Below are 25,966 nucleotides of genomic sequence, written 5' to 3' on the forward strand. Positions count from 1 at the left end.
AGAATAAAGACACCTGTTTTTATTTTGCTAACATATTATCATAGAGAAAAGCCTCCTGCAACAAAAAAACGATTTAAATTGCAGAAGGCTCAAAAAATTACGGTTGTAAACGATTTGGGTCGAAATATTCTTCCATGGTTAGGCTGGATTGGTAAATTTCGGTAGCTAAAGAGGTGCCCACATAACGCAAATGCCAGGGTTCGTAGTTGTATCCGGTAATGTCTTCCTTGCCTTTTGGGTACCGGATGATGAATCCGAATCGATGGGCGTTTTCCGCCACCCACATTCCCTCTGACGTGTCGCCGAAGGAATCGCTGAGCTGGTTGTTGACGGAGGATGCGGTAATGTCCATGGTCAGCCCCGTCTGGTGCTCGCTGTGTCCTGGTTTTGCGCTGTATTTATTGGCATATTCCAGTCCGTTTCGCTCCACGCTGGAGCGGTAGAGGCTGTCTTGGGTGCTGTAGGACCGGTAGCCGGATCGGGCCCGCAGTGTAAATCCTTCTTCCTTCGCTTCCTCAAACAGAGCATTTAATGCATCGGAAGCCGGTTGGCGAAGCTGATTGATCTCTGGGTTTGGCAATACCGTAGGTACGGTCAGTTTTACCAGGTCGGCCGGAACGTAGTCGGCCGGCAAGGCTCTCTCCTTGTTGACAAGACTGTCGATCTGGGTGAAATCCGTGATGACCCCATTCTCATCGATGTAGTCGGCGGGATCTTTCTTGACCAGGATGTTGATCACGACATTGTTCACATTCGTCACCTCTGTAGTGTAAGGATCGGATACTTGAACCTGGATCCAGGAACCGCTCAAGGCATCTTGATTTACTATGACTTGCTGTTCTTCGATGACTGCATGCTCGTTTCCGCTTAAAATCTCCAAGGAAAGTCTATCCTGGGGAACGGATTCCTCCGTACCGTCGTTGTAAACAAGGGTCAGTTCCGGCTGGACCCGATCGCCGGGCTTTGGATCCAGGTTGGCCCTTCCATCGATGGACCAGGATATGCGGACGGTGTCGACAAAAACTTCGTCTTTTCCATCGTCCGGCGGATTTGGGCCCGAATCTTCGTCCATGCTGCAGGATGAGGCGAAAATCAAAACCATAAAAATCAGGATCAGCGTCAATTTTTTCTTCATGGAACAAGTCCTTTCTCTAATAGAAATACCGGGTTTTGGTAGTTGCGCAAAAACTCCGGTCTGTGGTAGTATTATAGTTGTTGCGCCCGTAGCTCAGGGGATAGAGCAATGGTTTCCTAAACCATGTGTCGGATGTTCGATTCATCTCGGGCGCGCCATTTTTTTTGTCTATTATTCTTTCTTGACGATTTCCATTGTACCCTTTTTTCTTGTAGAAATCAAAACAACTCTTTCATTCCAATACATGTGACATTATATCTGCTTTTTCTGTGTAGGAACGGCCTTTCCAGATAGTTGACAAATCAACGTTTTCTCTGTATAATTTCCTTCATGACAAAGAAATAATCGGGGGAAATACCATGAAAAAAAGTATCGGGCGGATGATCTCCATCCTCCACAGGCAAGCTCAGGTCTACCACAACTGCACATTGAAGGATCTGGAGATCAGTTCTGCAGAATACCCGTTTTTGTTGTACTTGTACCAGCGGGATGGAGCCAGCCAGGACGAACTATCGTCCTACTTGTATATCGACAAGGCCGCTACTGCCCGGTCCATCAACTCCTTGGAAGACAAGGGATTTGTGGAGCGCAGGAAGAAGGCGGAGGACAAACGTTTCAACCACGTTTATTTGACGGACAAGGCAAAGGATGTGGAAAAAGAAGTCCGGGAAAGAGTCTGGAACTGGAGCAAACTCCTTACGGACGGAATGGACGAAACGGAAGTGGAAAAACTGATGGATACTTTACATGAAATGGTGCAGAAAGTGGAAAAACATCAAGGGAAGAAGAAGACGGAGGAGTAGCATGGAAAAAATGACCGAACAAAACCCTTTGGGGGTAGAAAAAATACATAAACTGCTGACAAAGTTTTCTGTTCCCGCCATTGTGGGGATGATGGTCAACTCTTTATATAATGTAGTCGATCGGATCTTTATCGGGAATGCACCGGATCTTGGGGCCAATGGATTGGCCGGGATCACCATAGCTTTCCCCATCATGATCATTCTCATGTCCATTGGGGTCCTTTTCGGCATGGGCGGAGCCACCATGTTTTCTCTCAAGATGGGGGAAGGTCGAAAAGACACGGCGGAACACGTTCTTGGCAACGCATTTTTCATGCTGGTGGCCACCGGCTTGTTCTTTGTTATTTTAGGACAGATCTTTCTACGTCCCATCCTGACGGCTTTTGGCGCCAGTGAAACGGTCCTGCCCTTTGCCATAGAATATATGCGCATCATTTTCATTGGTTCCATCTTTCAAACCGGCAGCATGGGCCTTAACAACTTTGTTCGTGCCGACGGAAATCCAAGGGTCGCCATGATCACCATGTTTTTTGGAGCCGGATTGAACATTATCCTAGATCCCATCTTCATTTATGGATTAAAGATGGGAATGGCCGGAGCGGCTCTGGCCACGATCATCGCCCAAGCTTGTGCCTTTGCCTGGGTCCTTGCATACTTCCTGGGATCAAGAAGCGATGCCAAGCTGCGCAGAAAAAATTTACGGCCAAGATGGAGCATGGTGAAGTCCATCATGGCCTTGGGGATCCCTGCGGCATCTTTACAGTTTGCAAACAGTTTTCTCAATGCGATTTTGAACAAAGGACTCTTGCTCTATGGTGGAGACATCGCCGTGTCCGCCATGGGGATCATCAACAGCTTGAAAATGCTGCTTCTATTGCCGGTCATCGGCCTGCGGCAGGGTCTGCAGCCCATTATCGGATTCAACTATGGGGCGAAGAAGTATGGACGGGTCAAAGAGGCGGCAAAGCTTGGCGTTTTGGTGGCAACGGCAATTTCTGTGTTTAGTTTCATCATCACCAGATTGTTCCCGGAACAGTTGATCCTGTTTTTCAACCAGGATCCGGAACTGCTGGCTTTTGGCGTACGTGCATTGAAGTACTGGTTTTTGTTCATGCCGGTGGTGGGGATCCAGATCGTGGGCTCCAGCTATTTTCAAGCCATTGGCAAAGCAAAGATCGCCATGTTTTTGACCTTGACCAGACAGGTGATCTTGCTCATCCCCGCATTGTTGATCTTTCCTAGATTCTTGGAGATGGACGGAATTTTATTCTCCACACCCTTTGCGGACTTCTTTTCGTTCATGTTAACGGCCGGGTGGTTTGTATCGGCATTGCGGAAGTTGGAGCAACCAGAGGAAAAGAGAACGGCGGAAGATGCCGGTTGAAATTACCATTGACAATGAAGCAAGATTCGTCATATCATAATAGAGTTAGTAGAGGGAGTAGCCGACCGATAGGGATTAAAGTCGTCAATACGGAGTCTGTATAAGATTCCCGGCTTTAATGGCGCAAGTCCGGCGAGACTCTGCACCAAACGTCATTTTGTGGCGCTTGTTGCAGAGTTTTTTTATATGCAAAACAGGCCCCATCCTAAAGGAGGAAAAGTTTTTGGAAGAATTGATGCATGAGTTTTTATTGGGAATGCCCACCTTGGTCTTATTGGGCGTCATTGCCGTCGCTTTTGTGTTTCTAAGCAAGGGAGCGGACGTCCTGGTGGATGAGGCGGTGGAATTGTCCATTCGATGGGGCGTACCTAAAATGATCATAGGTGCCACCATCGTGTCCTTGGGGACCACTTTGCCGGAAGCAAGCGTGTCCGTCTTGGCGGCAATACAAGGGAACGCGGATTTAGCCTTGGGAAATGCCATCGGATCCATTATTGCGGATACGGGACTGATCATCGGCCTTGCAGCACTGATCGGTCATTTGCCGGTGGATCAGATGGTGGTGGAACGCCAAGGGAAGATCCAAGTTCTGGCAGGTTTGCTGCTGGCGGGAGTTGCGTTGCCCTTCTTGTCTCCAGGGGATGGAGGAAGGGTCACCCAGTGGATGGGTTTCGTGTTTTTGATCTTGTTGGCGGCCTATATCTATACTTCCATCAAATGGTCTCGAATCACCAATGTACTGGAAGATCAGGAAGAAGCCATGGAGAAATCGGTGGCTTTGGAAACGACGGAAGAAAAGAGTTTGATCGTGTTGCAGATCGTCAAGATCTTTGCAGCCATTACCGTCGTCATCCTATCCTCAAAAGTGTTGATCTCTTCCGTTGAGATCACGGCGATCCGGGTAGGGATCCCCCAAAGCGTTATAGCTGCCACCCTTGTTGCATTTGGCACTAGTTTGCCGGAGTTGATCACGGCCATCAATGCCGTGCGAAAAGGTCACGGAGAGTTGGCTGTGGGAAACATCGTCGGTGCGGATATTTTGAACGTGCTGTTTGTTGTGGGAAGTGCGGCTGCCGTTACTACAGGCGGATTGATCGTACCTGCCAATTACTACAAGCTGCAATTTCCGGCCATGCTGATCATTCTGTTGACGTTCCGATTCTTTACCATGAAAAAAGATGATGTCATCACGAAAAAAGAAGGTGCTTTTTTACTAGGTGTATACTTGGTATATCTGGTACTGAACTTTACTTGGATCTAAAAAACAAAGATGGGATCCTGCTCCAAATGGGAGTGGGATCCTTTGCTTTTTGCCTGTGTTTCATTGACTTTGCGAGGGTTATCTTATATTATGAGGATAAGTTTATCGTGGTCTTATAGGGAGAGAGTAGAGAGGTTGAGAGTATATGGTATCAAGGAAAAAACGATGGATCGTCTACCTGGTGGTCGCATTGCTGATCGGATGGATCATGCCAGCTACTTCGGCAGCCACGGACTACCGTACCATACGGGCGCGCATCACCATGGGATCAAGCAATTTGAAAAGCGTGACCATTGCTTTGAATGGTGATTACGCTTTGATGCAGGATCCTTCTTTGACCTTGCCCGTGGGAGCCTACACCATCAAGGTGGAAGCAGATGCAACCAACCTGCGTCTTGTGGGCAACGGGATCGACGTCGTTGTGGGACCGGAGATCCGATTCATCCGGATGAAATACAGCGGGACTGCCGTCAGCACCCTGCGTCTGAACGGAACCTATCATGGCGATAAAAATTATTTGGGGGATATGCGCTTTCATACATCCTCCGGGTCAATTTTGGTGACCAACCATGTGCCTTTGGAAGAATACTTGTATGGCGTGGTCGCCTATGAAATGAGCAACGCTTTTCCAGTGGAAGCTTTGAAAGCCCAGGCGGTCAGTGCACGAGGCTATGCCATCATGAGCATGACGGACCGGCGGGATTATGACATCGGGGATACTGCCAGTACTCAGGTATACAAAGGATATGACCCCAACGTAACAAGAGTCATCCAGGCAGTGAACGAGACCAAGGGCCAGGTAGTGGCCTACAACGACAAGATCGTTTCCACCTACTATGCCGCTTCCAATGGGGGTCAGATGGACCTGGTCAGCAATGTGTGGGGATCCAACGATGCATCCTACCCTTATTTGGTGATGAAGGATGATCCATACGATCTCAGAAATCCCAGCAGCTTGACTCAAAGAGTTTTTGTTCCATCGCAGGTTACGGGAACGAAGTATGACGTGATCAGTTCTGAAAAGGTGGTGCGGGTGATCAATGTATCTACCTACTTGAATATACGAAGCGGACCAACGACTTCTTATGATGTTATCGGACAGGCAACGTTGAATCAGTTGTTTGCATATGTGGGAACCGATGCCTCCGGATGGCATAAGATCAATTTTTACAAAGACGGGAAGCTTACAGTTGGATATGTCAGCGATGATTATAGCGTGGTGGAAACAAATCAACAAAACGGGTATCTGTATGGAAATCCTGTTCTGCAGGACCTACAGAAGCAAGTATTTGAACAGATCGGAGCAAGCAATAGTATTGCAAATGCCAATCAGATCAAAATCAATCAGGTGGACCGGTTCGTCAATGGACAAAGACGTTGGCCGGAGCCTTCCAGAAGCTATGTGACAGCCGTTGCCGATGTAAAGATCCAATACAAAAAAGCAGATGGAAGTTTGTCCAATGAAATGGCTGTCACCAACGTGACCATTGCATTGATGATGCCAAACGGTTCCGGCGGTTATTATCTGGGACACGATTATTTGAATTCCAACCTTCGCTTGCGGTTTGTGGAAACAGCCCAAGACAATGATGGGATCACCGGCTACAATATTGTCAACTTGCGTTATGGCCATGGCATAGGAATGAGCCAGCGGGGTGCCCAGCAAATGGCCAATGAAGGATTAAAATATACGGACATTTTATCTTTTTACTTTGAGGGAACGACCTTGAAGACTTACGAAACGACCGTACCGGAACTACCAAATAGGGGAGATTCACCACCAGATCCACCGACAAATCCCGAAGAGCCACCAACCACGCCAGAGGATCCTCCTACTACTCCAAACCCAACCCCAACCGTAACTACTACGACTTATACCCTTGGAGCAAACAGCATCAGCGGAATCAGTGAAAAAACGCCAGTTGAAACATTTGTAAGCAAGTTTACAGTCAAAGATGGGTCCTTGGCATTGGTAGGATCGGACAACAAGGCAAAGACTACCGGCAATGTAGCCACTGGCGATGTGCTGTATGTCAAAGATGGTGCCGAGAAAATTGTCAAGAGCTATACCATCGTGATCTATGGGGATGTCAATGGGGATGGGGAAATAGATATTTTTGATAGTACTACAGTTAGGCGGCACATAATGAGTATTACGCAACTCTCGGGTGTATATTACAATGCTGCAAATCTTGTCGACGATAACAATATAGACATTTTTGATTCGACAGTAATAAAAAGACATATTTTAGGTATTACCTTGATTAAACAATAATTGGACAATGGGAGAGAAAATGAAAATACTTATAAAAAAGCTTCAAACTTTAGGGATTTTATTGCTTGCTTTGATTTTATCAGTCAATGTAGTAAGTGCTTCAGGATATACAGTTGGTGCGAATGCATCTTCTTACAATGTTGGTTCAACTGTAAAAGTCACAGTAACATTCTCTGCTCCCAAAATTATTGGAGTACAGGCCAGTGTTGGTTTTGATTCAGCGGTCTTAAAAGGACCAAATCGAATTTATTTTGAAAGCGACAGTCAAGATGAGGCTGGACTCAAGGACACTTATACAACGACATTACAGTTTACAACACTAAAAAGTAGCGCTGCTACAACTATTACTATTGATAATGTTAAAGTAGGGACAGCAACTGAATTTATCAATATGGGGCAGAAAAGTGTTACAGTTAAGGTTAGTGCTCCTACCCCACCATCAACGACAACCAAACCTCCAACACAAACTCCAACTACCCCGAAACCCACAGCTCCAGTAGAGCCGGAGCCGGATCCCATGGATGATGCCATCGAGGTGACTTTTGGAAGTGAGAAATTGTACTTATGGCCCAAGCTGACGGGGGTCAAGGTCCCAGAAGGGTTCGAAAAAGGAGAAAGCACCTATGGAGAGGACTCCCTTGAAGTGGTGACGAAGGAACCTCTGGCCTTGGCTTACTTGACCGATGAAGAAGGTGAAAACGGAGCCTTTTGGAACTATGATGAGAAAGAACAAAGTTTTTATCCCTACATAAAAATTTCAACACAGAGCACTTATGTTTTCTTGCAACCGGGAGAGGATGTAGTTGTTCCGGAAGGGTACGAAGAAACGTCTGTAACTATCGATGAGCAGACATTGAACGGTTGGGCCATCGATGATCCGGAGTTAAAAGATTTTGTATTGTTATACGCATTGAATAACGAAGCAGAAGAAGGGTTTTATCTCTACGATAAGGTAGAGGGGACCATGCAGCGATATGGTGAGCGGATCGTGGAGGTGGAAGTGGAAGTCGAGGTGGAACCGGAACCTCAAACCATCACCCAACAGATTTTTGGGAATCCCATTTTGGCCGGTATATTTTCCGGACTGGGATTGTTGGCTGCCGGTTTGGCGGCTGCCTTGATTCGAGTCATACAAAAGAATAAACGTAACTTTCAATAAAAAAGACCCGGCGGATCATCCGCCGGGTTTGGTTTATCCATTCTTGGGGCACGCCATGACCTGCAATTTTTTGACTTGGGCTTCTTGTCCCAGGACGATCATGGTATCTCCATCTTGAAGTATTTCCGTTGAACTTGGATTGAAAGTCAGCTTGGTTGAATTTTTTCTTTTTAAAGCAAGAACGACCAACCCGGTGATTTCAGGGATCTTAGCATCCATAAGGGCCAAGTTCACCAATTCGGATCCATTGCATATGGTCACTTCTTCCAGATCCAAAGTAACGTCTCCGGCCTGGGTGATGATGTCTAGAAAGGAGATGACAGATGGCCTTAGGACCAGGGATGCCATCCTGCGTCCGCCGATCTCATTAGGAGAGATGGTGTTGTTGGCTCCCGCTTTTCTCAACTTGTTGTGTGCATTCTTTTCGATGGCTTTGGAAACGATATAGATATCCTCATTCATTTGTCTTGCTGTCAGTACGGTAAATACGTTGTCCGCATCATTGGACAGGGTGCAAATGACTCCTTTGGAATGGGCAATGTTGGCTTGCTCCAGGGTGTCTTCACTGGTGGCGTCTCCCAAGATCACCAAACAATTCTCCTTGATCAGTTCTTCAAACCTTTTTTGGTTTTTTTCAATGACGACAAAAGGAACGTTATTTTCTTGAAAAGAGTCGATCACCGTATGGCCGATCTCCCCTGCACCGCAAACAATATAATGATCTGTCAACTGTTTTATCTTGTTTTCCATTTGCTTTCGCCTCCAGGCATCTTTGAGTTCTCCTTCAAAAAACAGAGCCACTAAACTGGTGATTCCATAACCCGCCACAGACAATCCTGCAAAGATGATCCCAATGGAAAAAAACTTGGCCGGGTCCGTCATTTCAGCTACCTCGCCATAACCGACAGTGGATATGGTGATAACGGTCATGTAGAGGGCATCAATGAAATTTATTCGGAGCAGATTCATGTATCCGATGACGCCAACGGTGATGATGATGATAAATGTGGTGATGATAAATATGAACTTCCTTCTCGCTTCCATCTTCACTCCCCGTTCAAGTCAGTATAAGGTTTTCGTTTTTAAGAATACCTTGAAAATAGTATATCAATGATTTGCTCTTCCGTCCACAACTGGGCTAGTGTGTTTGACATTGCAGGGTGGTTTATATATTATGAATTTAGTAAATATTAAAGGCGGAATGAAATGATACGACGTATAAAGTATGCATCTGTTTTCATGATTTGTTGGTTGTTTTTACTACAACCTGTCTTGGTTTTTGGACAAGAGTCCACCCTGAATCTGGATGCGAATCGCACGGAGTTGGAAGTCGGGGATTATGTGCAGGTGACCATGGTTTTTACCGGGGAAGAAGATATCGGATCCATCAATGCCTCCTTGCGCTACGACAGTACCAGGCTGCGGTATGTTTCCGGCAACAGCAATGCCCTGGTTATGGGAAATGGGACTGGAAGCCTGTCGGATACTTTTTCCCAAGGGATCGATCGGCTGACCTATAGTTTGGAATTTGAAGCGATCGCTGACGGAAGTGCAGGGGTAGAGGTATCAAACAGCGAAATCATATCTGCACTGACTGGAAGAAGTTTGGGTAATCCTACCGCAGTTGAGCAAGTCCGAATTTCTCCGAAGCAGGTGGAAGAACCGGAAGTGGAAACTCCGGTGGAACCACCGGAAGAAACGACGGTCATTATTAAAAGTCATTTGGGGGAAGATGTATACGTCATGGAAGAATTTCCGGACCACATGCTACCTGATGGATTCTATAAAAAATTCTTCACCGTGTCGGGCAACGACATCGAAGGGGCCACCAACGAGGAAGAAGCATGGAAAGTATTTTATGGGATCAGCGAGCAGCTAAGGGAAGGGTTGTATTTCTATCATGATAAAAGGGAAGTGTTATATTCTTATGTGCCGATGACGTTTGACCACGAATTGGTGTTGTTGCCTTTTGAAAAAACGTTCCAAGGACTTGACCAGGTAGTAGCAAACATTCAGGGAATGGAAGTTTTGACCTATAATATGAAGAAAGACGGTTTTTATTTGCTCTATGGAATGGATGTAAACGGCGTAAAAGGATATTATAGTTACGACATGGAAGAAGATACATTTCAGAAAGTAAACATTCAGGAAACCGACGTACAATCAGAAACGATTTCGGAAGCTGGTGAAGAAAGACGAATCTATTTGATTTTGGGGATCCTTGCCTTGATCTGTTTGATTTTACTGGGGTCCATCCTTTACTTCCGAAAAAGCGACAAGACTCAGAAAGTGCAATAGTTTATTCACATTAGAACCAATTTATAGTATGATATATTGGTAAAGATTTGAAAGATACACAGATTGAAGGAGATAAACATGCCAAGACAATTAAAGATATTGATATTGATCATCATCGACATCCTGCTGGTTGGCTTTTCTTATGTGGCCGCTTTGGCCCTGCGGTTTGATTTTCAAATTCCTGCAAGCAATTGGGCCAGTCTGAAACAACATATTTGGATATTTATAGCATTGCAGATCATCGTATTTATTTTGGGCAGGATGTACCATAGCCTGTGGAAATATGCCAGCATTCGAGAATTGGTGCAGATCATGGTGACCATCGGACTGTCCAACGCCGTAGTGGTGGCCTACGCATACTTGTCCATTGATTTTTTCCAGGTCAATTATCCAAGAAGTGCTTTTCTAATTTCCACCATCATCGACATATTTCTGGTAGGTGGAGTTCGCATCGCTTATCGGGTCATTCCTGCGAAAATAAGAAAATACCGTGGGTATGAAAACAAAAAAAGAGTCTTGATCGTTGGCGCTGGGGATGCTGGCGCCATGCTGATGAAAGAAATCAACAACCACACTGAGCTCAACAGCAAAGTAGTAGCTTTTGTGGACGATGATGTAAAGAAAAAGGGAATGCGCATAAGCGGAGCTCCAGTGGTCAGTACCAGCGATGATATTCCAAAAGTGGTCAAGAAATATCAAATCGATGAGATCGTCATAGCCATTCCTTCCGCTTCCAAAGGCCAAGTGCAAGAAATTGTTTCCGTATGTAAAAAGACGAAAGCGAAGCTGAAGATCTTGCCGGGGATCTATGAGATCATCGGAGGAATGGTGAAAGTAAGTCATATTCGGGACGTACAGATCGAGGACCTTCTGGGCCGGGAACAGGTACGATTGGACATGGCGGAGATTCGAAACTTCTTGAAATACAAGACCGTCATGGTTACGGGAGCCGGCGGATCCATTGGATCCGAACTGTGTCGTCAAATCGCATTGTTCCAACCCAAAGAATTGATCCTTTTAGAAATTTACGAAAACAGCGTATATGACTTGGAGCATGAATTGCGAGGTACATTCCAGGACATCAATCTGAAAGTGGTGATCGCATCTGTCCGAGATCGGAAACGAATCGAAGAAGTGATGGACCAGTGTCGACCGGAAGTGATCTTTCATGCAGCAGCCCACAAGCACGTTCCTTTGATGGAAAACAACCCCAAGGAGGCAGTGAAAAATAACGTATTTGGTACTTTGAACCTTGCCCAAATGGCCGATCGCTATGGTGTGAAAAAATTTGTTCTTATCTCAACGGATAAGGCCGTCAATCCCACCAATATCATGGGGGCGACCAAACGTCTTTGTGAAATGATCGTTCAATCCATCGATCGGGAAAGCAAAACGGAATTTGCAGCTGTCCGGTTTGGAAACGTGCTGGGCAGCAACGGCAGCGTTATTCCTTTATTTAAGAACCAGATCGCCAAAGGCGGGCCAGTAACCATTACTCACGAAGACATTATTCGATACTTCATGAGCATACCGGAAGCGGCTCAACTGGTACTTCAGGCGGGAGCCATGGCACAGGGTGGAGAGATTTTCATTCTAGATATGGGCGAGCCGGTCAAGATCATGGATCTGGCACAAGACTTGATTCGTTTATCCGGCTTCGAACCAGGAGTCGATATGAAAATCGAAGTGACCGGTCTGCGGCCCGGAGAAAAGTTATATGAAGAACTTTTATTGGATGAAGAGGGAATCAGCAAAACGATCCACGAAAAAATATTTGTGGGAAAACCGATCTTCACAGACTATAGCAAGATCCTTGCACATCTGGATGAACTTCGCATTGCCATGGATTCTCAAAATGCAAATGTCAAACATTTGGTGAGCCAGATCGTACCAACCTATAAAGTTTATGAAGAAAAAAAGATGCAAAAGGTATAGATTTTACTTTGCCTAGAAGGAATATTATAAGTTATCCGATGTTTTTACTTTTTTTTAATATTTCTTGATTAATTACCCCATATGGGTGTATAAATAAGGTAACACAAATTTATCAATGAACTAAATAATTTGAAAAAGGTAAACTTGGTGAAAGCCAAGGACACAAAGCATGAAGTCTAAGGTCGAAAGACTATGACGGTTCAGCTGCCAAATTTAATTTGGCAGCTTTTTTTAGTTGGTTTTTGCAATAAGGGGGAGAGATTATGAAAAAGAACAGGTTTACCAGGACGCTGTCCTTGATGCTGGTGGTACTCATGATGATGATGTACATGCCGGCAAACGTTGGTACGGCACAAGAAGCAGGTGATGTGCAGTTAACGGAGATCACGGATCCCGTAACCATCACCATCCGAAGAAATGACAACGGATATGTCGAAATCAATGGCATACGTGTAGACCACGGAGAAACCATAACAGTGAACCGGGGAGACCCTGTTACATTGGAAGCTTTCTCAACAATAGCAGGAAAGGATTTTTCGTGGTGGTTGAGCAGTCTATCTGAATTAAGTACAGAAACGACGAACCCGATCACCGTCACAGCAACAGAAAGTTTCTGGGTCAACATCAAATTTGCTGGAGATGCAGATTACGAGGTTGAGCATTACATCGAAAATCTTGAAGGAACTGGATACACTTTGTACGACACAGCATACAATTCAGGTTCCAATGGAGAAACCGTAACAGCTGTACCTTGGTCCATAGATGGTTTTACGTTTGACAGCACAGTAGAAGGAACGATCGAAAGTGGTACGCTGCAGAAGAACAAAACATTGACACTTCGTTTGTTTTATACGAGAAACAGTTACAACCTAACATACAGCATCACTGGAGATTATTCAGCAGATCCGGACTATGCATCCTATACCTATGAATTTGGAGCGACAGTACCGGATGAAGCAGAGCCGACTTTGACGGGATACACATTTGTTGGATGGACCGGGGAACCGGAAACCATGCCGGCAGAAGATGTTACAGTCACCGGGTACTTTACACCGGCAACCAATACGGCATACACGGTAGAACATTGGTTGGAAGACTTGAATGCAGATACCTATACGAAGGTGGATGCAGATACGGAAACCTTGTATGGTACGACAGGTGCCGATACGGCAGCTTCGGCAAATACATATCCCGGGTTCACAGCGAAAACAATAACCCAGGAAACCATAGCAGCAGACGGATCTACCGTCGTACAGGTCGAATACACGAGAAACAGCTATACCATCACCTTTGACAGCGATGGAGGAAGCGACGTTGACGACATCACCCTGGAGTTTGAAGCATCCATCACAGCCCCTGCAGATCCGACAAAAGCCGGATATGACTTTGGCGGATGGAGCCCCAACTTGCCGACTACCATGCCGGTTGGTGGAGTAGCACTGACGGCCCAGTGGACGCCGACGAACTACACCATCACTTACAATCTGGATGGCGGCACCAACTACGTGGATGCACCGACCAGCTACAACATCGAGACCCCGGATATCACTTTCGGGACACCGACCAAAACGGGACACACTTTCGTTGGTTGGTTCGACGCAGCAACAGACGGCAATGAAGTAACAAGCTTGCCTACCGGAAGCATGGGGGACAAGGTCCTGTATGCACGGTGGACAGTCAATGAATATACCATCACCTATCAGATCACGGGAAGCTACTTTGCAGATAGCGCATTCGGAAGCCAGACTTATGACTTTGGCGAAAGCGTGACGGCAATAGCAGAACCGACTCAAGCCGGATATACATTCAGCGGTTGGACAAACGTACCCACCACCATGCCGGCAAACGATGTGACAGTTACCGGGTCCTTTACACCGAATGATGATACGGCATACACCGTAGAACATTGGTTGGAAGACTTGAATGCAGAAACATTTACGAAAGTTGATGCAGACACGGAAACCTTGTATGGTACGACAGGTGCCGATACGGCAGCTTCGGCAAATACATACCCCGGGTTCACAGCGAAAACAATAACCCAGGAAACCATAGCAGCAGACGGATCTACCGTCGTACAGGTCGAATACACGAGAAACAGCTATACCATCACCTTTGACAGCGATGGAGGAAGCGACGTTGACGACATCACCCTGGAGTTTGAAGCATCCATCACAGCCCCTGCAGATCCGACAAAAGCCGGATATGACTTTGGCGGATGGAGCCCCAACTTGCCGACTACCATGCCGGTTGGTGGAGTAGCACTGACGGCCCAGTGGACGCCGACGAACTACACCATCACTTACAATCTGGATGGCGGCACCAACTACGTGGATGCACCGACCAGCTACAACATCGAGACCCCGGATATCACTTTCGGGACACCGACCAAAACGGGACACACTTTCGTTGGTTGGTTCGACGCAGCAACAGACGGCAATGAAGTAACAAGCTTGCCTACCGGAAGCATGGGGGACAAGGTCCTGTATGCACGGTGGACAGTCAATGAATATACCATCACCTATCAGATCACGGGAAGCTACTTTGCAGATAGCGCATTCGGAAGCCAGACTTATGACTTTGGCGAAAGCGTGACGGCAATAGCAGAACCGACTCAAGCCGGATATACATTCAGCGGTTGGACAAACGTACCCACCACCATGCCGGCAAACGATGTGACAGTTACCGGGTCCTTTACACCAAGCAGCGACACGGCTTATCAGGTAGAGCATTATCAAGAGAATTTGACCAAAGACGGTTTCGTATTACTCGAGACAGACGATTTAACGGGAACCACAGGAGTGACAGTCCAGGGAGTAGCAAACACCTACACGGGATTCACCTATGATTCCACAGTCACCGGAACAGTGGCAAGCGGAGTGATCGCAGCCGACGGAAGTCTGGTACTGAAACTGTACTACACCCGAGACACATTCACCGTAACATTCGCACCTGGAGCTAATGGGGATTTGACAGATGGAACACTGGCAACTCAAAGCATTCCATACGGAGGAGCAGCTCAAGATCCTGGAGCCACTTCAGACACCGGATACACATTCACCGGATGGGACGCAGCATTTGACAACATCACAGAAGATTTGACCGTAACGGCTCTGTACAGCTTGAACAGCTACACTGTAACATTTGCACCTGGAGCCAACGGAACGTTAACGAATGCAGGTTTGGGAACCCAGACCATCAACCATGGAGCAGGCGCAGCAGATCCTGGAGTTACTCCCAATGCCGGATTCGTTTTCACCGGATGGGATGTAGACTTTGACAACATCACAGGAGCTCTGACAGTAACAGCCCAGTACGAAGTACAGACAGTGAGTGTAACTGTAACCGAGATCCAAGGCGGAACGACAACGGTAAGAACGGTAACCTACAACTACAACGATCCAGTCAATGCCGCTAACCTTGGAATTGAAGACATCGACGGATATACCTACGATACAAGCATTGAATTGCCGTTCAACATCACAGAAGATACAGACTTGACGGTAACATATACATTGATTCCGGTACCTGAGCCAGAACCAGAACCAGAACCAGAGCCAGAACCGGAACCAGCACCGACTCCAGCGCCCACACCGGCGCCGGAACCGGAACCAGCTCCAGCACCTGAGCCAGAGCCAGAACCGGAACCAGCACCGGCCCCGGAAGAGCCGGAAGTGGTCGTAGACGACGAAGTAGTACCGGAAGCACCGGTAGATGAAGAAGGATTCAATTGGTGGTGGCTGTTGCTTCTGCTGATCCCGTTCCTGTTCTTCCTACTCTGGTGGAACAGAGTCATCCCGGTACTGGAAGGAGTTTCTGACAACAACGACGGAACCTACACCTTGACTTGGGGATACAATAACCGCAAAATCAAGGACGTAACCTTTGATAGAGAGGATTCGGAAATCAGTTTGTTGGCCGGTAACATCGTTCGTGGAGAGGAACCTCCAGTAGAATTCGAACGTGGCCGACATGAGGGAGTATTCAAAACAATCGTTGACAAAAATGCAAAAGTAGAATGGAACATCAAGAGAAAGAAAGCGTTGGCAGATGTTTTGGAACAACTGAAAAAAAATAACTAAAGAAGGATCCTTGCAAGAAGCAACAAAATGAAGTAAGATAATAACCTGAACCACGGTCGACGAAGGTTGACCGTGGTTTCATGTTGCGGAAGAAAAGAGTGAATATCAAACAAAAAATACTTGATTTCGCTAAATGTTGGATGTATCATATACGTATGTCTTATTTAGCCTACTAATTAAATAGAAGCAAGGAGAATTATTATGGATAATGCAACACAATTAGGTGAAGTAAAAGTTTCAAAATTACTATTAAAGTTTTCCATTCCTGCCATCGTAGGAATGCTGGTCAACTCCATATACAACATCGTTGACCGTATCTATATCGGAAATGGAGTTGGATCCTTGGGGATCGGCGGGATCACCGTTGGTTTCCCGGTTATGATGATCAACATGGCAATTTCCATGCTGATCGGTTTCGGTGCAAATGCAGTCATTTCTATTCGACTGGGTCAGAATCGTCGGGATGATGCGGAAGAAATTTTAGGAAATGCATTTATTTTGTTTATTATTTCCGCTTTTGCCGTTACCACACTAGGACTGATCTTTCTGGAGCCGCTGCTTCGGATTTTCGGTGCATCGGATGTCCTCTTGCCTTATGCAAAAGACTATATGTCCATCATTTTGATGGGAAACATCTTTATGACCCTGAGTTTTGGGATGAACAACTTTATCCGTGCAGAGGGAAATCCCAAGATCGCCATGAAGACCATGATCATCGGAGCCGTCACCAACATCATACTGGATCCGATATTCATCTTTGTCCTTGGTTGGGGAATGAAAGGCGCTGCATTTGCCACCATTTTGTCCCAAGGCGTTTCCATGTTGTGGGTCCTGAATTATTTCTTTGGAGGGAAAAGCTTGCTGAAGATCCACACCAAAAATTTTCGACTGCGTTTTGAGACGGTTCGAACCATTGCAGCATTGGGATTTGCACCTTTTGCCATGCAGTTGGCCAACAGCGTGCAAAACATGATCATGAACCAAAGCCTGATGACCTACGGTGGGGAGATCGCATTGAGTGCCATGGGTGTCACCATGAGTATCATGACCCTGATTTTCATGCCCATGATCGGCATCAACCAGGGCTCCCAACCCATCATCGGCTACAACTACGGGGCAAAGAAGTATGACCGTGTGAAAGAAACGTTGAAATTGGCGATTATAGCTTCCGTCAGCATTGCATTATTTGGGTGGATCATCACCAGATTGTGGCCGGGTCAGCTGATTGCTGTCTTTAACCGTTCTGATGCAGAGTTGCTGGAAATCGGGAAAATGCAAATGCGCATCGGCTTGTCTGTATTTCCCTTGATCGGTTTCCAAATCGTTGGGGCCAACTATTTCCAAGCCGTGGGAAAACCGAGACATGCTTCCTTCTTGAGTTTGTCCAGACAATTCTTTTTCTTGATACCCCTATTGTTGATCATGCCGAGATTTTTCGGTTTGGCCGGTGTCTATGCTGCCATGCCCGTTTCGGATATATTGGCTGTTACAGTCACGGGAATATTTTTGTATCATGAGATCCGCCATCTGGATGACTCCCATGCCAGCACGGTGGCACAGCGATAACCCAAAAGAGACTTCGGTCTCTTTTTTTGTACGGATTCAAGAATGAAAATCAGGTTTATGATATCATGTAGAGTGACAGAACAGGAGGAGGAAGTGGCATTGGAACGATTGAAAAAGCAGCTGGAATTTATTGTGGAGATCGACAAACTGAAACACATTTTTCGTCAAAATGTCCTGATCAAGGATCGCAGGAACGAAAATGATGCAGAGCATTCCTGGCATATCACCCTGATGGCCATGCTGCTGAAAGAATATTACGTTCATCCCGATATAGATCTGTTGAAAGTAATGAAAATGACCATCGTCCACGATTTGGTGGAAGTATATGCAGGAGACACCTTTTGTTATGACGAGGAAGGAAATATGGATAAAGTGGCTCGTGAAAAGGAAAGTGCGAAGAAACTATTTGGCATGCTGCCGGAAGACCAGGAGCAGGAGATGTGGTCCCTGTGGTGGGAATTTGAGACCCAACAGACCCATGAAGCCAAGTTTGGTGCCTGCCTGGACCGGCTTCAGCCCTTGATCTTGAATAGCAGAACAGAAGGACACACGTGGAAAAAACCAGGTGTCAACAAGGAAAAAGTGTTGGAAAGAAATGCGGTAATGAAAGATTATGCACCTCGATTATGGGAATATGTATTGCAAGAGCTCAATATTGCGGTGGAACAGGGGTATTTGGCGGAGTAGCCGAAAATGGCAAGAATTATTAATGAAATGTGGTGGGCGATATCAATAAGAAAGAATTCAACATGCAAGATGTGGACAAGAAGTTGGAGTATTTTATAAAAATCAAGGAAGACATCAGCCCCCGCAGGGAAGCAAAAAGGATCATACTGATCTATCTGCTTTTAGGAGGGCTCTGGATCGTATTGTCGGATCGTGTGGCGGCCTATCTTTTTACGGATGTGGAGACCTTGGCTGCTTTCAGTACCTGGAAAGGCTGGTTTTACGTTATCGTTACCGGCTACATTTTTTATCGGATCATCCGTAGAAGTTTGAAACTTTATCAAAATGCGGTGGAAACCATATTCGACAATTACAAGGGTTTGGGTTTTGCCCACAAGGAACTGATTCGCACAGAACAGCAGCTGCAGAAAAAGTATCAGGAATTGGACGAGAGCATCCGAGCTTCCAAGATCAATGAAATGCGATTGGATCTGGCGGTGGCTGGTGCCAAGGACGGGATTTGGGAATGGGATATCCAGAAGGATGAGTATCGGGTGTCGGAGCGATGGATCCTGGATTGCGGATACGACACGGAGGATCTGCCTTCCAGCTGGACTCAGTGGTTGCGACTGATCCATGCTGACGATGCCAACCAGGCAGACCAGGAGATGAAAGACTTTCTTGAAGGAAGAGAAGAAGCCTTTCAGAGTGTCTATCGCATCCGATGTCGAAATGGACTTTATCGTACTATTTTGAGCAAAGGCGTCTGTGTGAGGAATGAAAATGGGGAACCGGCCCGAATGGCAGGATCCCATTCGGACATCACGGCAGAGCTGAAACTGCATAAGTCTTTGCGGGAAGAACAGGAACTCAGCGACAACATCATCGACGAATCACCCATCATGGTTTTGTTGTTGTCTCCGGATTGGACCATTTTACGGGCCAACGAACACGCATTGGAGAAAACCGGATACAGAAAAGAAGAAGTGGAGGGACGAAAAGCCTTTGATTTTGTTCCGAAAACCTACGAAGATCCCCTTATGGAATCCTATAAAAATCTGGTAACCGGTGAAAGAGTACGAGCGTTGGAAAGCGAGATCTACACCAAAGACCAGCAAAAATTGAACATTCTTTGGAACTTCAGTCTTCTTCATGATGAAAACGAGGAAACCAGGGGAATTATTTTATCCGGGACCGACATCACGGGGCGGAAAGAAATGGAGAGCAAACTTTACGAGCGGGCCTACTATGATTTCCTTACTGGACTGCCCAATCGGGCCTTGCTGCTGGATACGGTACAGGAATGGCTGACACAAGATGAAAATCCTATGGATAAAATGGCCTTGATCTATGTAGATGTGGACAACTTCAAGCACATCAACGAGATCCACGGCCATCATGTTGGAGACCAGATGTTGAAATACTTGGGCCTGAAAATCAGCGAGAATGTCCAGAATGCAGGCATTAGCGCAAGACTGGGCGGGGATGAGTTTGCCATTGCTCTTAAGGGTGCCGATGAAGCCATGGTTCAATACGTACTGGATTGCTTGTTGGAGGACCTTCAAACGCCTTGGATCTATGAAGAAAACGCCTTCTATATTCAAATCAGCGCCGGAGTGGTCATGTACCCCAAAGACGGGACGGACGTGGAAAGCCTGTTCCGTCGGATGGATCTGGCTGCCTTTGAAGCGAAAGAAAAAGGAAAAAACCGGACAGAGTTTTATCATTCCGACATGGAGCAAAAATCCCATCGTTTTGTACAAATGGAAAACTGGATCCGAAGTGCTATTTCAAATCAGGAGTTTGCCGTTCATTACCAGCCCCAGGTGAACATGAAAACGGGAGAGATCATCAAGATGGAGGCGCTGATCCGTTGGGATCGCCCGAATCATGGGATCATATCCCCAGTTGTGTTTATTCCAGTGGCGGAACAGACGGGACATATGGAAGCCATCACCACCTGGGTCTTGCGGGAAGCCAGCCGGCAGAAGAAAGCGTGGGAGGAGAAGGGCATCGCCGTTCCAACCATATCCATCAACTTGTCCAGTGTCCATTTGAGCCAGGGGATCATCACAGATGAGCTGATCGACGAGTATAAGGAAGGTTGGCGGGAACCAGGCAGTTTGGAGCTGGAAATAACGGAAGCGGCCATATTGTATAACGAAGGACAAGCCTTGGAACAGTTGAAACGGTTGAAAAAGAGGGGGATCACCATTGCACTGGATGATTTTGGGACCGGATATTCTTCCTTGACCCATCTGCAAAAACTCCCCATCGATACGCTGAAGGTGGATCGATCCTTCCTACTTCATGTCCTGGAAGATCCCAGAGAAAGAAGCCTATACATGGGCGTTGTGAATTTGGCCCATGATCTGGGGTTGAGGGTGGTAGCAGAAGGTGTGGAAACCAAGGAACAGGTGGAGTTTTTGTTGAGCAACCATTGTATTTTGGGTCAAGGATACTATTTCAGCAAAGTATTGCCGCCGGAAGAGATGGAAACCCTGCTGCGTCAAGGCAGTGTAGTGGTAGAAAAAGAAATGGAGGATTAAAAATGGGTAAGAAAATGACAGACAAGGTGACCTGGGTCGGGAAGACGGACTGGGAACTGCGACATTTTCATGGAGATGAACTGTCCACAGATAAAGGAACTTCTTATAATTCCTACTTGATACGAGATGAGAAAACGGTTTTGATCGACACGGTCTGGGGGCCCTACGGGCGTGAATTCGTAGAGGCGCTGGAAGAGGAGATCGATCTGCAAAAACTCGATGCCGTCATCATGCTGCACGGGGAGAGCGATCACTCCGGGGCATTGCCTTTATTGATGGAAAAGATCCCCGATACGCCCATTTACTGCACGAACAACGCAGTAAAATCTTTAAAAGGCCTGTACCATAAGGATTGGGACTTTCATCCCGTAAAAACCGGAGATCAATTCTCCCTTGGTGAAACCACCCTGACATTTGTAGAAGCGCGGATGCTTCATTGGCCGGATACCATGTTTGCCTACATGTCGGGTGAAAACATTCTTTTCAGTTCCGATGGCTTCGGCCAGCATTATGCTACGGAGATGCTCTACAACGACCTGGTGGACCAGAACGAGCTGTTTCAGGAAGCCATGAAATACTATGCCAACATTCTGACGCCATTTAACAAGATGGTCACCGCTAAGATCAAGGAGATCCTGGCCATGGAATTGCCCTTGGATCAGATTTGCACCAGCCATGGTGTGATCTGGCGAAAAGAGCCTGCCAAGATCATCGAGAAGTATTTGGAATGGGCGGACGACTATCAGGAAGATCAGATCACTGTGCTCTACGACACCATGTGGGAAGGGACCCGGCAACTGGCGGAAGCCATTGTACGTGGGATCCAGCAGAAAGATCCCAAAACGACGGTCAAGCTGTTCAATCTGGCAAAAACCGATAAAAACGATCTGTTGACAGAAGTTTTTCGATCCAAAGGGATCCTGGTGGGTTCTCCTACCGTAAACAAGGGGATCACCCATGCGACGGCAGGATTGCTGGAGATGATGGAAGGCTTGTCCTTCAAAAAGAAAAAAGCAGGAGCCTTTTGTTCCTATGGTTGGAGCGGAGAGGCGGCCGGAGTCATTGAAAAGCGGTTGGAAGCTTCAGGATTCGACCTGGCTGTTTCGTCGATCCGGTCCTTGTGGAATCCGGACGAGGAAGCCGTACAAAACGGTGTGGAACTTGGTGTGGCGTTTGCAGGATCTTTCAAGTAAACAAAAAAGGGGGATGGCCTTGGCTGTCCCCCTTTGGGTATCATAGGATGGAAAAATCCAGAAAATTATGGAAATTTAACAGAATTTGGAGTATAATAAAGTTATACAAGTGCAACGATCCTGCATGTGAAATGAAGATGATGGGTTTTATAAGATCCTCCGACAAGCCTGCCGTGTTGCGTTATTCTCTCCCGATTATAGGCAACCAAGGTGTTGTGGAGGATCTTAAGAACCTATTACAGGAACAATGAGACCAAATAGGAAATGATCAGGATCAACAGTAAAGAGACATCCACCAGCAAGAAATTTTTGATGGCCAGGTGGAACGTGTCTTTTTTTGTTTGTATTTTATGAAAGGCATCTATGTTTTTTCGAAGCAAGGGGATGGTCCCCAAGACCAGCAAACCCATGATCGGAAGGGTGCCGGAGAAAACGCCGATCAATAAAACAACATAGATGCTGTAATAGCTCCAGGTAAAAAGGGTCAAAGCCTTCTCTTTTCCTATGTAAATGGGGAGTGTAAAACGTCTGTTTTCCCAGTCTTCCTCCATGTCGCACAGGTTGTTGGCCAACATGATGTTGCCGATGCCAATGATGGACGGCCAGGATACCAGAAGGATCCGGACCAGGAAATCAAGATCAATTTGCACCAGCAAGGCGCTATTCTGGAAGGTCCATGCAAGGGGTCCCAAATCGACTACGTGGATGAAGACTGCCAGAAAGGTGATGAAATACCCCATGACAAAACCGGAAAACATTTCACCGAAAGGGGTCCTGGAGATGGGAATGGGGCCGAAGGAATACAAGATCCCAACAAGAAATGCAGCGCCGCCGATTAAAAGGGTGAGAATGTGGGTATGAACAAACAACAGAAAGCCGCTGATCACGGCAACCAGGAGAAGTACTACCAAAGTCATCCGCACCGTGGATTCCCGCAGCTGATGACGGACGATGGCATTGTGTTTTTCATAACCGTAGCCTTCCCGCTTGTAGGCTTTGAGGAAATCGATGTAGTTGTTGGATACGGTAGTGGCCATATCAAAGCTCAATAAGGAAACCAGCATGAGAAAGAAATGCAAGGGTACGAATTTCTGGAAATAGTACAGGGTAAAGAAAGTTCCGATAAATAATGGAACCATGCTTGCTACTTTTGTCTGGATCTCCGCTAATTTTAAAAATTGTCCGAGTTTCATGGTCTCCTCCTTTGCTTTCAACGCATCCAATTATAACATGGAGATCATCAAGCAAACATAGTGAAAAAATAAAAAAATGAAAAAAAGGTTTACTTATACCCCCCGGGGGTATATAATGTTCAGAGTGGATCGTTAAAAAAATAAAAATATATTGGAGGAAAAGATATGAAAGAAGTAATGGATGCAACATTTATGGAAGAAGTAATGAACAGCGAACAACCCGTTTTGGTTGATTTTTGGGCACCATGGTGTGGACCTTGCAAGATGGTAACTCCTGTTATGGAAGAATTGAGTACACAATACGATGGAAAAATTAAAGTAGTGAAGGTCAATGTGGATGAAAATCCGGAGATCTCGGAAGCACTTCGAATTACCAGCATCCCCACTATTGTACTCTTTAAAGAAGGTCAACCGAAAGATGCCGTTGTAGGATTCCGACCAAAGCAAGATTTCGAGAAAATGATCGAGAAACACCTTTAAGAAGGAGTGTTTAGATGAACCAAGGACAAGATTTGATCGTCGACCAACGATATGACTTGATCGTCATAGGAAGCGGGCCTGCAGGGATCTCTGCGGCGATCAATGGCGTCATTCGAAAGAAAAAAGTGAAAGTGTTTGGCATTTCCGACCTGAGCGAAAAATTGACCAAGGCTCCCCGCATCGACAACTATCTCGGATTTTTCGGAGTTTCCGGTATGGACCTGAAAAATAGTTTTGCCAATCACATTCAAAAGATGGACATCCAGATCACTGAAGAAAAAGTGGATGCTGTGTACGCCATGGGGGATCACTTTGCCGTGTCCACCCGGTTGAACATGTATGAAGCAACTTCCGTGGTAGTGGCTACCGGTGTGAGCATCAAGAAATCCATTCCCGGAGAAGATGTATTCCTCGGCAAAGGCGTGGGATATTGTGCGACCTGCGATGCACCCATTTACAAAAACAAGGTAGTGGCCATTGTCGGGTATGATGTCCATGCAGAAGAAGAAGCCAACTTCATGTTGGATGTAGCCAGCAAAGTATACTACATCCCCATGTACAAACCCATCAAAAAAATTCGGGAAGGCATTGAGATCCTGGAGAAAAAACCCAAGGAGATCATTGGCGACGACCATGCAAAAAAACTATTGTTTCAAGACGGGGAGTTGGAGGCCGACGGATTTTTCATCCTGAAGGACAGTGTGGACCTGGATCAACTGGTACCGGGAGTTGAAATTGCAGAAGGCCATTTTAAGGTGGATCGACACATGGAGACCAACATTCCCGGGCTGTATGCTGCCGGAGACTGTACGGGCAAACCATATCAATATTTGAAAGCAGCAGGAGAAGGTCAAGTGGCAGCCTTGAATGCCGTATCCTATCTGGACAACCGGTAAGGATAATACAGATGATTTCTGCGGACACCCTGGTGTCCGCTTTTCGTTTAAGAAAACACATATAAGGGTATAAAATACCATGCCGGATCAGGTGACCTGCCTGATTTTTCTGGTTGGGAAAGGGGGAACAACAATTGAAGTTCAAAGATTATTACGAGATCCTGGGAGTGGAAAAATCTGCTTCTGCAGATGAGATAAAAAAGGCATATCGAAAACTTGCAAAGAAACATCATCCGGATGCCAACCCGGACGACAGTACAAGCGAAGAAAAATTCAAGGACATCAACGAAGCCTATGAAGTCCTGGGAGACGGGGAGAAGCGAAAAAAATACGATCAATTCGGGTCTTCCCAACAATTCACCAACGGATATGATTTTGATCCTTCCCAATATGGATTTGGGCGGGAAGGAGGCCGCACCTACACCTATAGCACCGGAGGAGGCGGAGATTTCAGTGATTTTTTTGAAGCATTCTTTGGTGGAGGAATGGGAGCCGGCGGCACGGATGATTTCGATATCGAAAATCTTTTTGGCCGTCGAACCGGTGGCGGTTATCGCAGCCCTGGGAGAAAAGGCCACGATCTGGAAATGGAACTGGAAGTCAGCCTGGATGATGCATTTCACGGAGCAAGTAGGACCATCGCTTTTCAGCGGGATGGAAAACGGGTCCAACTCCAGGTCAAGATCCCAAAAGGGATTCAAACGGGTGAAAAAATACGTTTGAGCGGCCAGGGATCGCCAGGAACCGGAGGAGGTGGCAGCGGTGATCTGTATTTGAACATCCGCATTGCCACCGGGAAAGATGTGGAACTGGACGGACTTCACGTACACAAACGAGTGGATGTCTACCCTTGGGAAGCATTGTTGGGAACAAAAAAAGAAGTGGAGACCCTGGGAGAAAAATTGTCCATCAAGATCCCGGCAGGCATCCAATCGGACAAGAGCATCCGATTGCGGGGAAAAGGGCATGTAGATAAAAAGGGACAACGGGGAGATCTCTACATCAAGGTGCGGATCGTCAATCCGGATAAACCAAGTCCGGAGATTATGGAAATGTATGAACAGCTGCAAAAAAAATATCTAAGTTAAATACGA

18 protein-coding genes, 1 tRNA gene and 1 riboswitch are annotated in these 25,966 nt (G+C 46.4%); of the genes, 16 read left to right on the forward strand and 3 right to left on the reverse strand.

Annotated features, from left to right (window positions below; translation table 11 throughout):
• Positions 1-97: 97 nt before the first annotated feature.
• Positions 98-1,135 (reverse strand): M15 family metallopeptidase, encoded by a 1,038-nt coding sequence (locus J0B03_RS09010; RefSeq protein WP_207299283.1) that lies wholly within the window; start codon positions 1,133-1,135, stop codon positions 98-100.
• 82 nt (positions 1,136-1,217) lie between these two features.
• Here J0B03_RS09010 and J0B03_RS09015 point away from each other — a divergent pair.
• The 6 genes from J0B03_RS09015 (at position 1,218) to J0B03_RS09040 (ending at position 8,017) form a co-directional block, all read left to right on the forward strand.
• Positions 1,218-1,293: transfer RNA gene (locus tag J0B03_RS09015), tRNA-Arg, on the forward strand.
• Between the two features lie 201 nt (positions 1,294-1,494).
• Complete coding sequence (locus J0B03_RS09020) at positions 1,495-1,938, forward strand: MarR family winged helix-turn-helix transcriptional regulator (protein WP_207299284.1); 444 nt, start codon at positions 1,495-1,497, stop codon at positions 1,936-1,938.
• Between the two features lies 1 nt (position 1,939).
• Complete coding sequence (locus J0B03_RS09025) at positions 1,940-3,322, forward strand: MATE family efflux transporter (RefSeq protein ID WP_207299285.1); 1,383 nt, start codon at positions 1,940-1,942, stop codon at positions 3,320-3,322.
• Positions 3,323-3,545: 223 nt separating this feature from the next.
• Positions 3,546-4,583, forward strand: coding sequence for a calcium/sodium antiporter (locus J0B03_RS09030; protein WP_207299286.1), 1,038 nt, complete (start codon positions 3,546-3,548; stop codon positions 4,581-4,583).
• A gap of 145 nt (positions 4,584-4,728) precedes the next feature.
• Entirely contained in the window at positions 4,729-6,858 is a 2,130-nt protein-coding gene (locus J0B03_RS09035) for a SpoIID/LytB domain-containing protein (RefSeq protein WP_207299287.1), read from the forward strand.
• Positions 6,859-6,877: 19 nt separating this feature from the next.
• Positions 6,878-8,017: a hypothetical protein gene (locus J0B03_RS09040; protein ID WP_207299288.1), complete on the forward strand. Its 1,140-nt coding sequence runs from the start codon at positions 6,878-6,880 to the stop codon at positions 8,015-8,017.
• Between the two features lie 33 nt (positions 8,018-8,050).
• On the opposite strand, the gene J0B03_RS09045 is transcribed toward J0B03_RS09040, so the two are convergent.
• A complete protein-coding gene (locus tag J0B03_RS09045) occupies positions 8,051-9,061 on the reverse strand; it encodes a potassium channel family protein (RefSeq protein WP_207299289.1) in 1,011 nt (336 codons plus the stop codon).
• 162 nt (positions 9,062-9,223) lie between these two features.
• Between J0B03_RS09045 and J0B03_RS09050 the strand changes: the two genes are divergently transcribed.
• The 7 genes from J0B03_RS09050 to J0B03_RS09080 all read left to right on the forward strand — a co-directional run bounded on the left by J0B03_RS09050 (position 9,224) and on the right by J0B03_RS09080 (position 22,303).
• Entirely contained in the window at positions 9,224-10,315 is a 1,092-nt protein-coding gene (locus J0B03_RS09050) for a cohesin domain-containing protein (protein ID WP_207299290.1), read from the forward strand.
• 78 nt (positions 10,316-10,393) lie between these two features.
• Positions 10,394-12,250: a polysaccharide biosynthesis protein gene (locus tag J0B03_RS09055; RefSeq protein ID WP_207299291.1), complete on the forward strand. Its 1,857-nt coding sequence runs from the start codon at positions 10,394-10,396 to the stop codon at positions 12,248-12,250.
• A 127-nt stretch (positions 12,251-12,377) separates the two neighbouring features.
• Positions 12,378-12,462: riboswitch (cyclic di-GMP riboswitch) on the forward strand.
• A 51-nt stretch (positions 12,463-12,513) separates the two neighbouring features.
• Positions 12,514-16,329, forward strand: a complete 3,816-nt coding sequence (locus tag J0B03_RS09060; protein ID WP_207299292.1) for an InlB B-repeat-containing protein — start codon at positions 12,514-12,516, stop codon at positions 16,327-16,329.
• Positions 16,330-16,530: 201 nt separating this feature from the next.
• The gene (locus J0B03_RS09065) at positions 16,531-17,895 is read left to right on the forward strand and encodes an MATE family efflux transporter (RefSeq protein WP_207299293.1); all 1,365 of its coding nucleotides are present in this window, start codon (positions 16,531-16,533) and stop codon (positions 17,893-17,895) included.
• 57 nt (positions 17,896-17,952) lie between these two features.
• Positions 17,953-18,582 carry an HD domain-containing protein gene (locus J0B03_RS09070; protein WP_374058630.1) on the forward strand — a complete coding sequence of 210 codons (630 nt, stop codon included), beginning with the start codon at positions 17,953-17,955 and terminating at the stop codon, positions 18,580-18,582.
• A 62-nt stretch (positions 18,583-18,644) separates the two neighbouring features.
• Positions 18,645-21,110, forward strand: a complete 2,466-nt coding sequence (locus tag J0B03_RS09075; RefSeq protein ID WP_207299295.1) for a putative bifunctional diguanylate cyclase/phosphodiesterase — start codon at positions 18,645-18,647, stop codon at positions 21,108-21,110.
• Between the two features lie 2 nt (positions 21,111-21,112).
• Positions 21,113-22,303, forward strand: coding sequence for an anaerobic nitric oxide reductase flavorubredoxin (locus J0B03_RS09080; protein ID WP_207299296.1), 1,191 nt, complete (start codon positions 21,113-21,115; stop codon positions 22,301-22,303).
• Positions 22,304-22,539: 236 nt separating this feature from the next.
• Here J0B03_RS09080 and J0B03_RS09085 read toward each other — a convergent pair whose 3' ends face one another.
• On the reverse strand, positions 22,540-23,496 hold the full coding sequence (locus tag J0B03_RS09085) for a 1,4-dihydroxy-2-naphthoate polyprenyltransferase (RefSeq protein ID WP_207299297.1): 957 nt from the start codon (positions 23,494-23,496) through the stop codon (positions 22,540-22,542).
• Positions 23,497-23,661: 165 nt separating this feature from the next.
• On the opposite strand from J0B03_RS09085, the gene trxA reads away from it, so the two are divergent.
• The 3 genes from trxA (at position 23,662) to J0B03_RS09100 (ending at position 25,960) form a co-directional block, all read left to right on the forward strand.
• On the forward strand, positions 23,662-23,976 hold the full coding sequence (trxA, locus tag J0B03_RS09090; protein ID WP_207299298.1) for a thioredoxin: 315 nt from the start codon (positions 23,662-23,664) through the stop codon (positions 23,974-23,976).
• A gap of 14 nt (positions 23,977-23,990) precedes the next feature.
• Positions 23,991-24,872 (forward strand): NAD(P)/FAD-dependent oxidoreductase, encoded by an 882-nt coding sequence (locus tag J0B03_RS09095; protein WP_207299299.1) that lies wholly within the window; start codon positions 23,991-23,993, stop codon positions 24,870-24,872.
• A 134-nt stretch (positions 24,873-25,006) separates the two neighbouring features.
• Positions 25,007-25,960: a DnaJ C-terminal domain-containing protein gene (locus J0B03_RS09100; RefSeq protein WP_207299300.1), complete on the forward strand. Its 954-nt coding sequence runs from the start codon at positions 25,007-25,009 to the stop codon at positions 25,958-25,960.
• The last annotated feature ends 6 nt before the right edge of the window (positions 25,961-25,966 follow it).

Source organism: Alkalibacter rhizosphaerae (assembly GCF_017352215.1).
Taxonomy (GTDB): Bacteria; Bacillota; Clostridia; order Eubacteriales; family Alkalibacteraceae; genus Alkalibacter; species Alkalibacter rhizosphaerae.

Coding starts and splice junctions, on each gene's coding strand:
- J0B03_RS09055 (WP_207299291.1), top strand. CDS start 10,394: ATGCCAAGACAATTAAAGATATTGATATTGATCATCATCGACATCCTG.
- J0B03_RS09025 (WP_207299285.1), top strand. CDS start 1,940: ATGGAAAAAATGACCGAACAAAACCCTTTGGGGGTAGAAAAAATACAT.
- J0B03_RS09020 (WP_207299284.1), top strand. CDS start 1,495: ATGAAAAAAAGTATCGGGCGGATGATCTCCATCCTCCACAGGCAAGCT.
- J0B03_RS09050 (WP_207299290.1), top strand. CDS start 9,224: ATGATACGACGTATAAAGTATGCATCTGTTTTCATGATTTGTTGGTTG.
- J0B03_RS09010 (WP_207299283.1), bottom strand. CDS start 1,135: ATGAAGAAAAAATTGACGCTGATCCTGATTTTTATGGTTTTGATTTTC.
- J0B03_RS09065 (WP_207299293.1), top strand. CDS start 16,531: ATGGATAATGCAACACAATTAGGTGAAGTAAAAGTTTCAAAATTACTA.
- J0B03_RS09080 (WP_207299296.1), top strand. CDS start 21,113: ATGGGTAAGAAAATGACAGACAAGGTGACCTGGGTCGGGAAGACGGAC.
- J0B03_RS09070 (WP_374058630.1), top strand. CDS start 17,953: ATGATATCATGTAGAGTGACAGAACAGGAGGAGGAAGTGGCATTGGAA.
- J0B03_RS09060 (WP_207299292.1), top strand. CDS start 12,514: ATGAAAAAGAACAGGTTTACCAGGACGCTGTCCTTGATGCTGGTGGTA.
- J0B03_RS09075 (WP_207299295.1), top strand. CDS start 18,645: ATGCAAGATGTGGACAAGAAGTTGGAGTATTTTATAAAAATCAAGGAA.
- J0B03_RS09035 (WP_207299287.1), top strand. CDS start 4,729: ATGGTATCAAGGAAAAAACGATGGATCGTCTACCTGGTGGTCGCATTG.
- J0B03_RS09085 (WP_207299297.1), bottom strand. CDS start 23,496: ATGAAACTCGGACAATTTTTAAAATTAGCGGAGATCCAGACAAAAGTA.
- J0B03_RS09045 (WP_207299289.1), bottom strand. CDS start 9,061: ATGGAAGCGAGAAGGAAGTTCATATTTATCATCACCACATTTATCATC.
- J0B03_RS09040 (WP_207299288.1), top strand. CDS start 6,878: ATGAAAATACTTATAAAAAAGCTTCAAACTTTAGGGATTTTATTGCTT.
- J0B03_RS09095 (WP_207299299.1), top strand. CDS start 23,991: ATGAACCAAGGACAAGATTTGATCGTCGACCAACGATATGACTTGATC.
- trxA (WP_207299298.1), top strand. CDS start 23,662: ATGAAAGAAGTAATGGATGCAACATTTATGGAAGAAGTAATGAACAGC.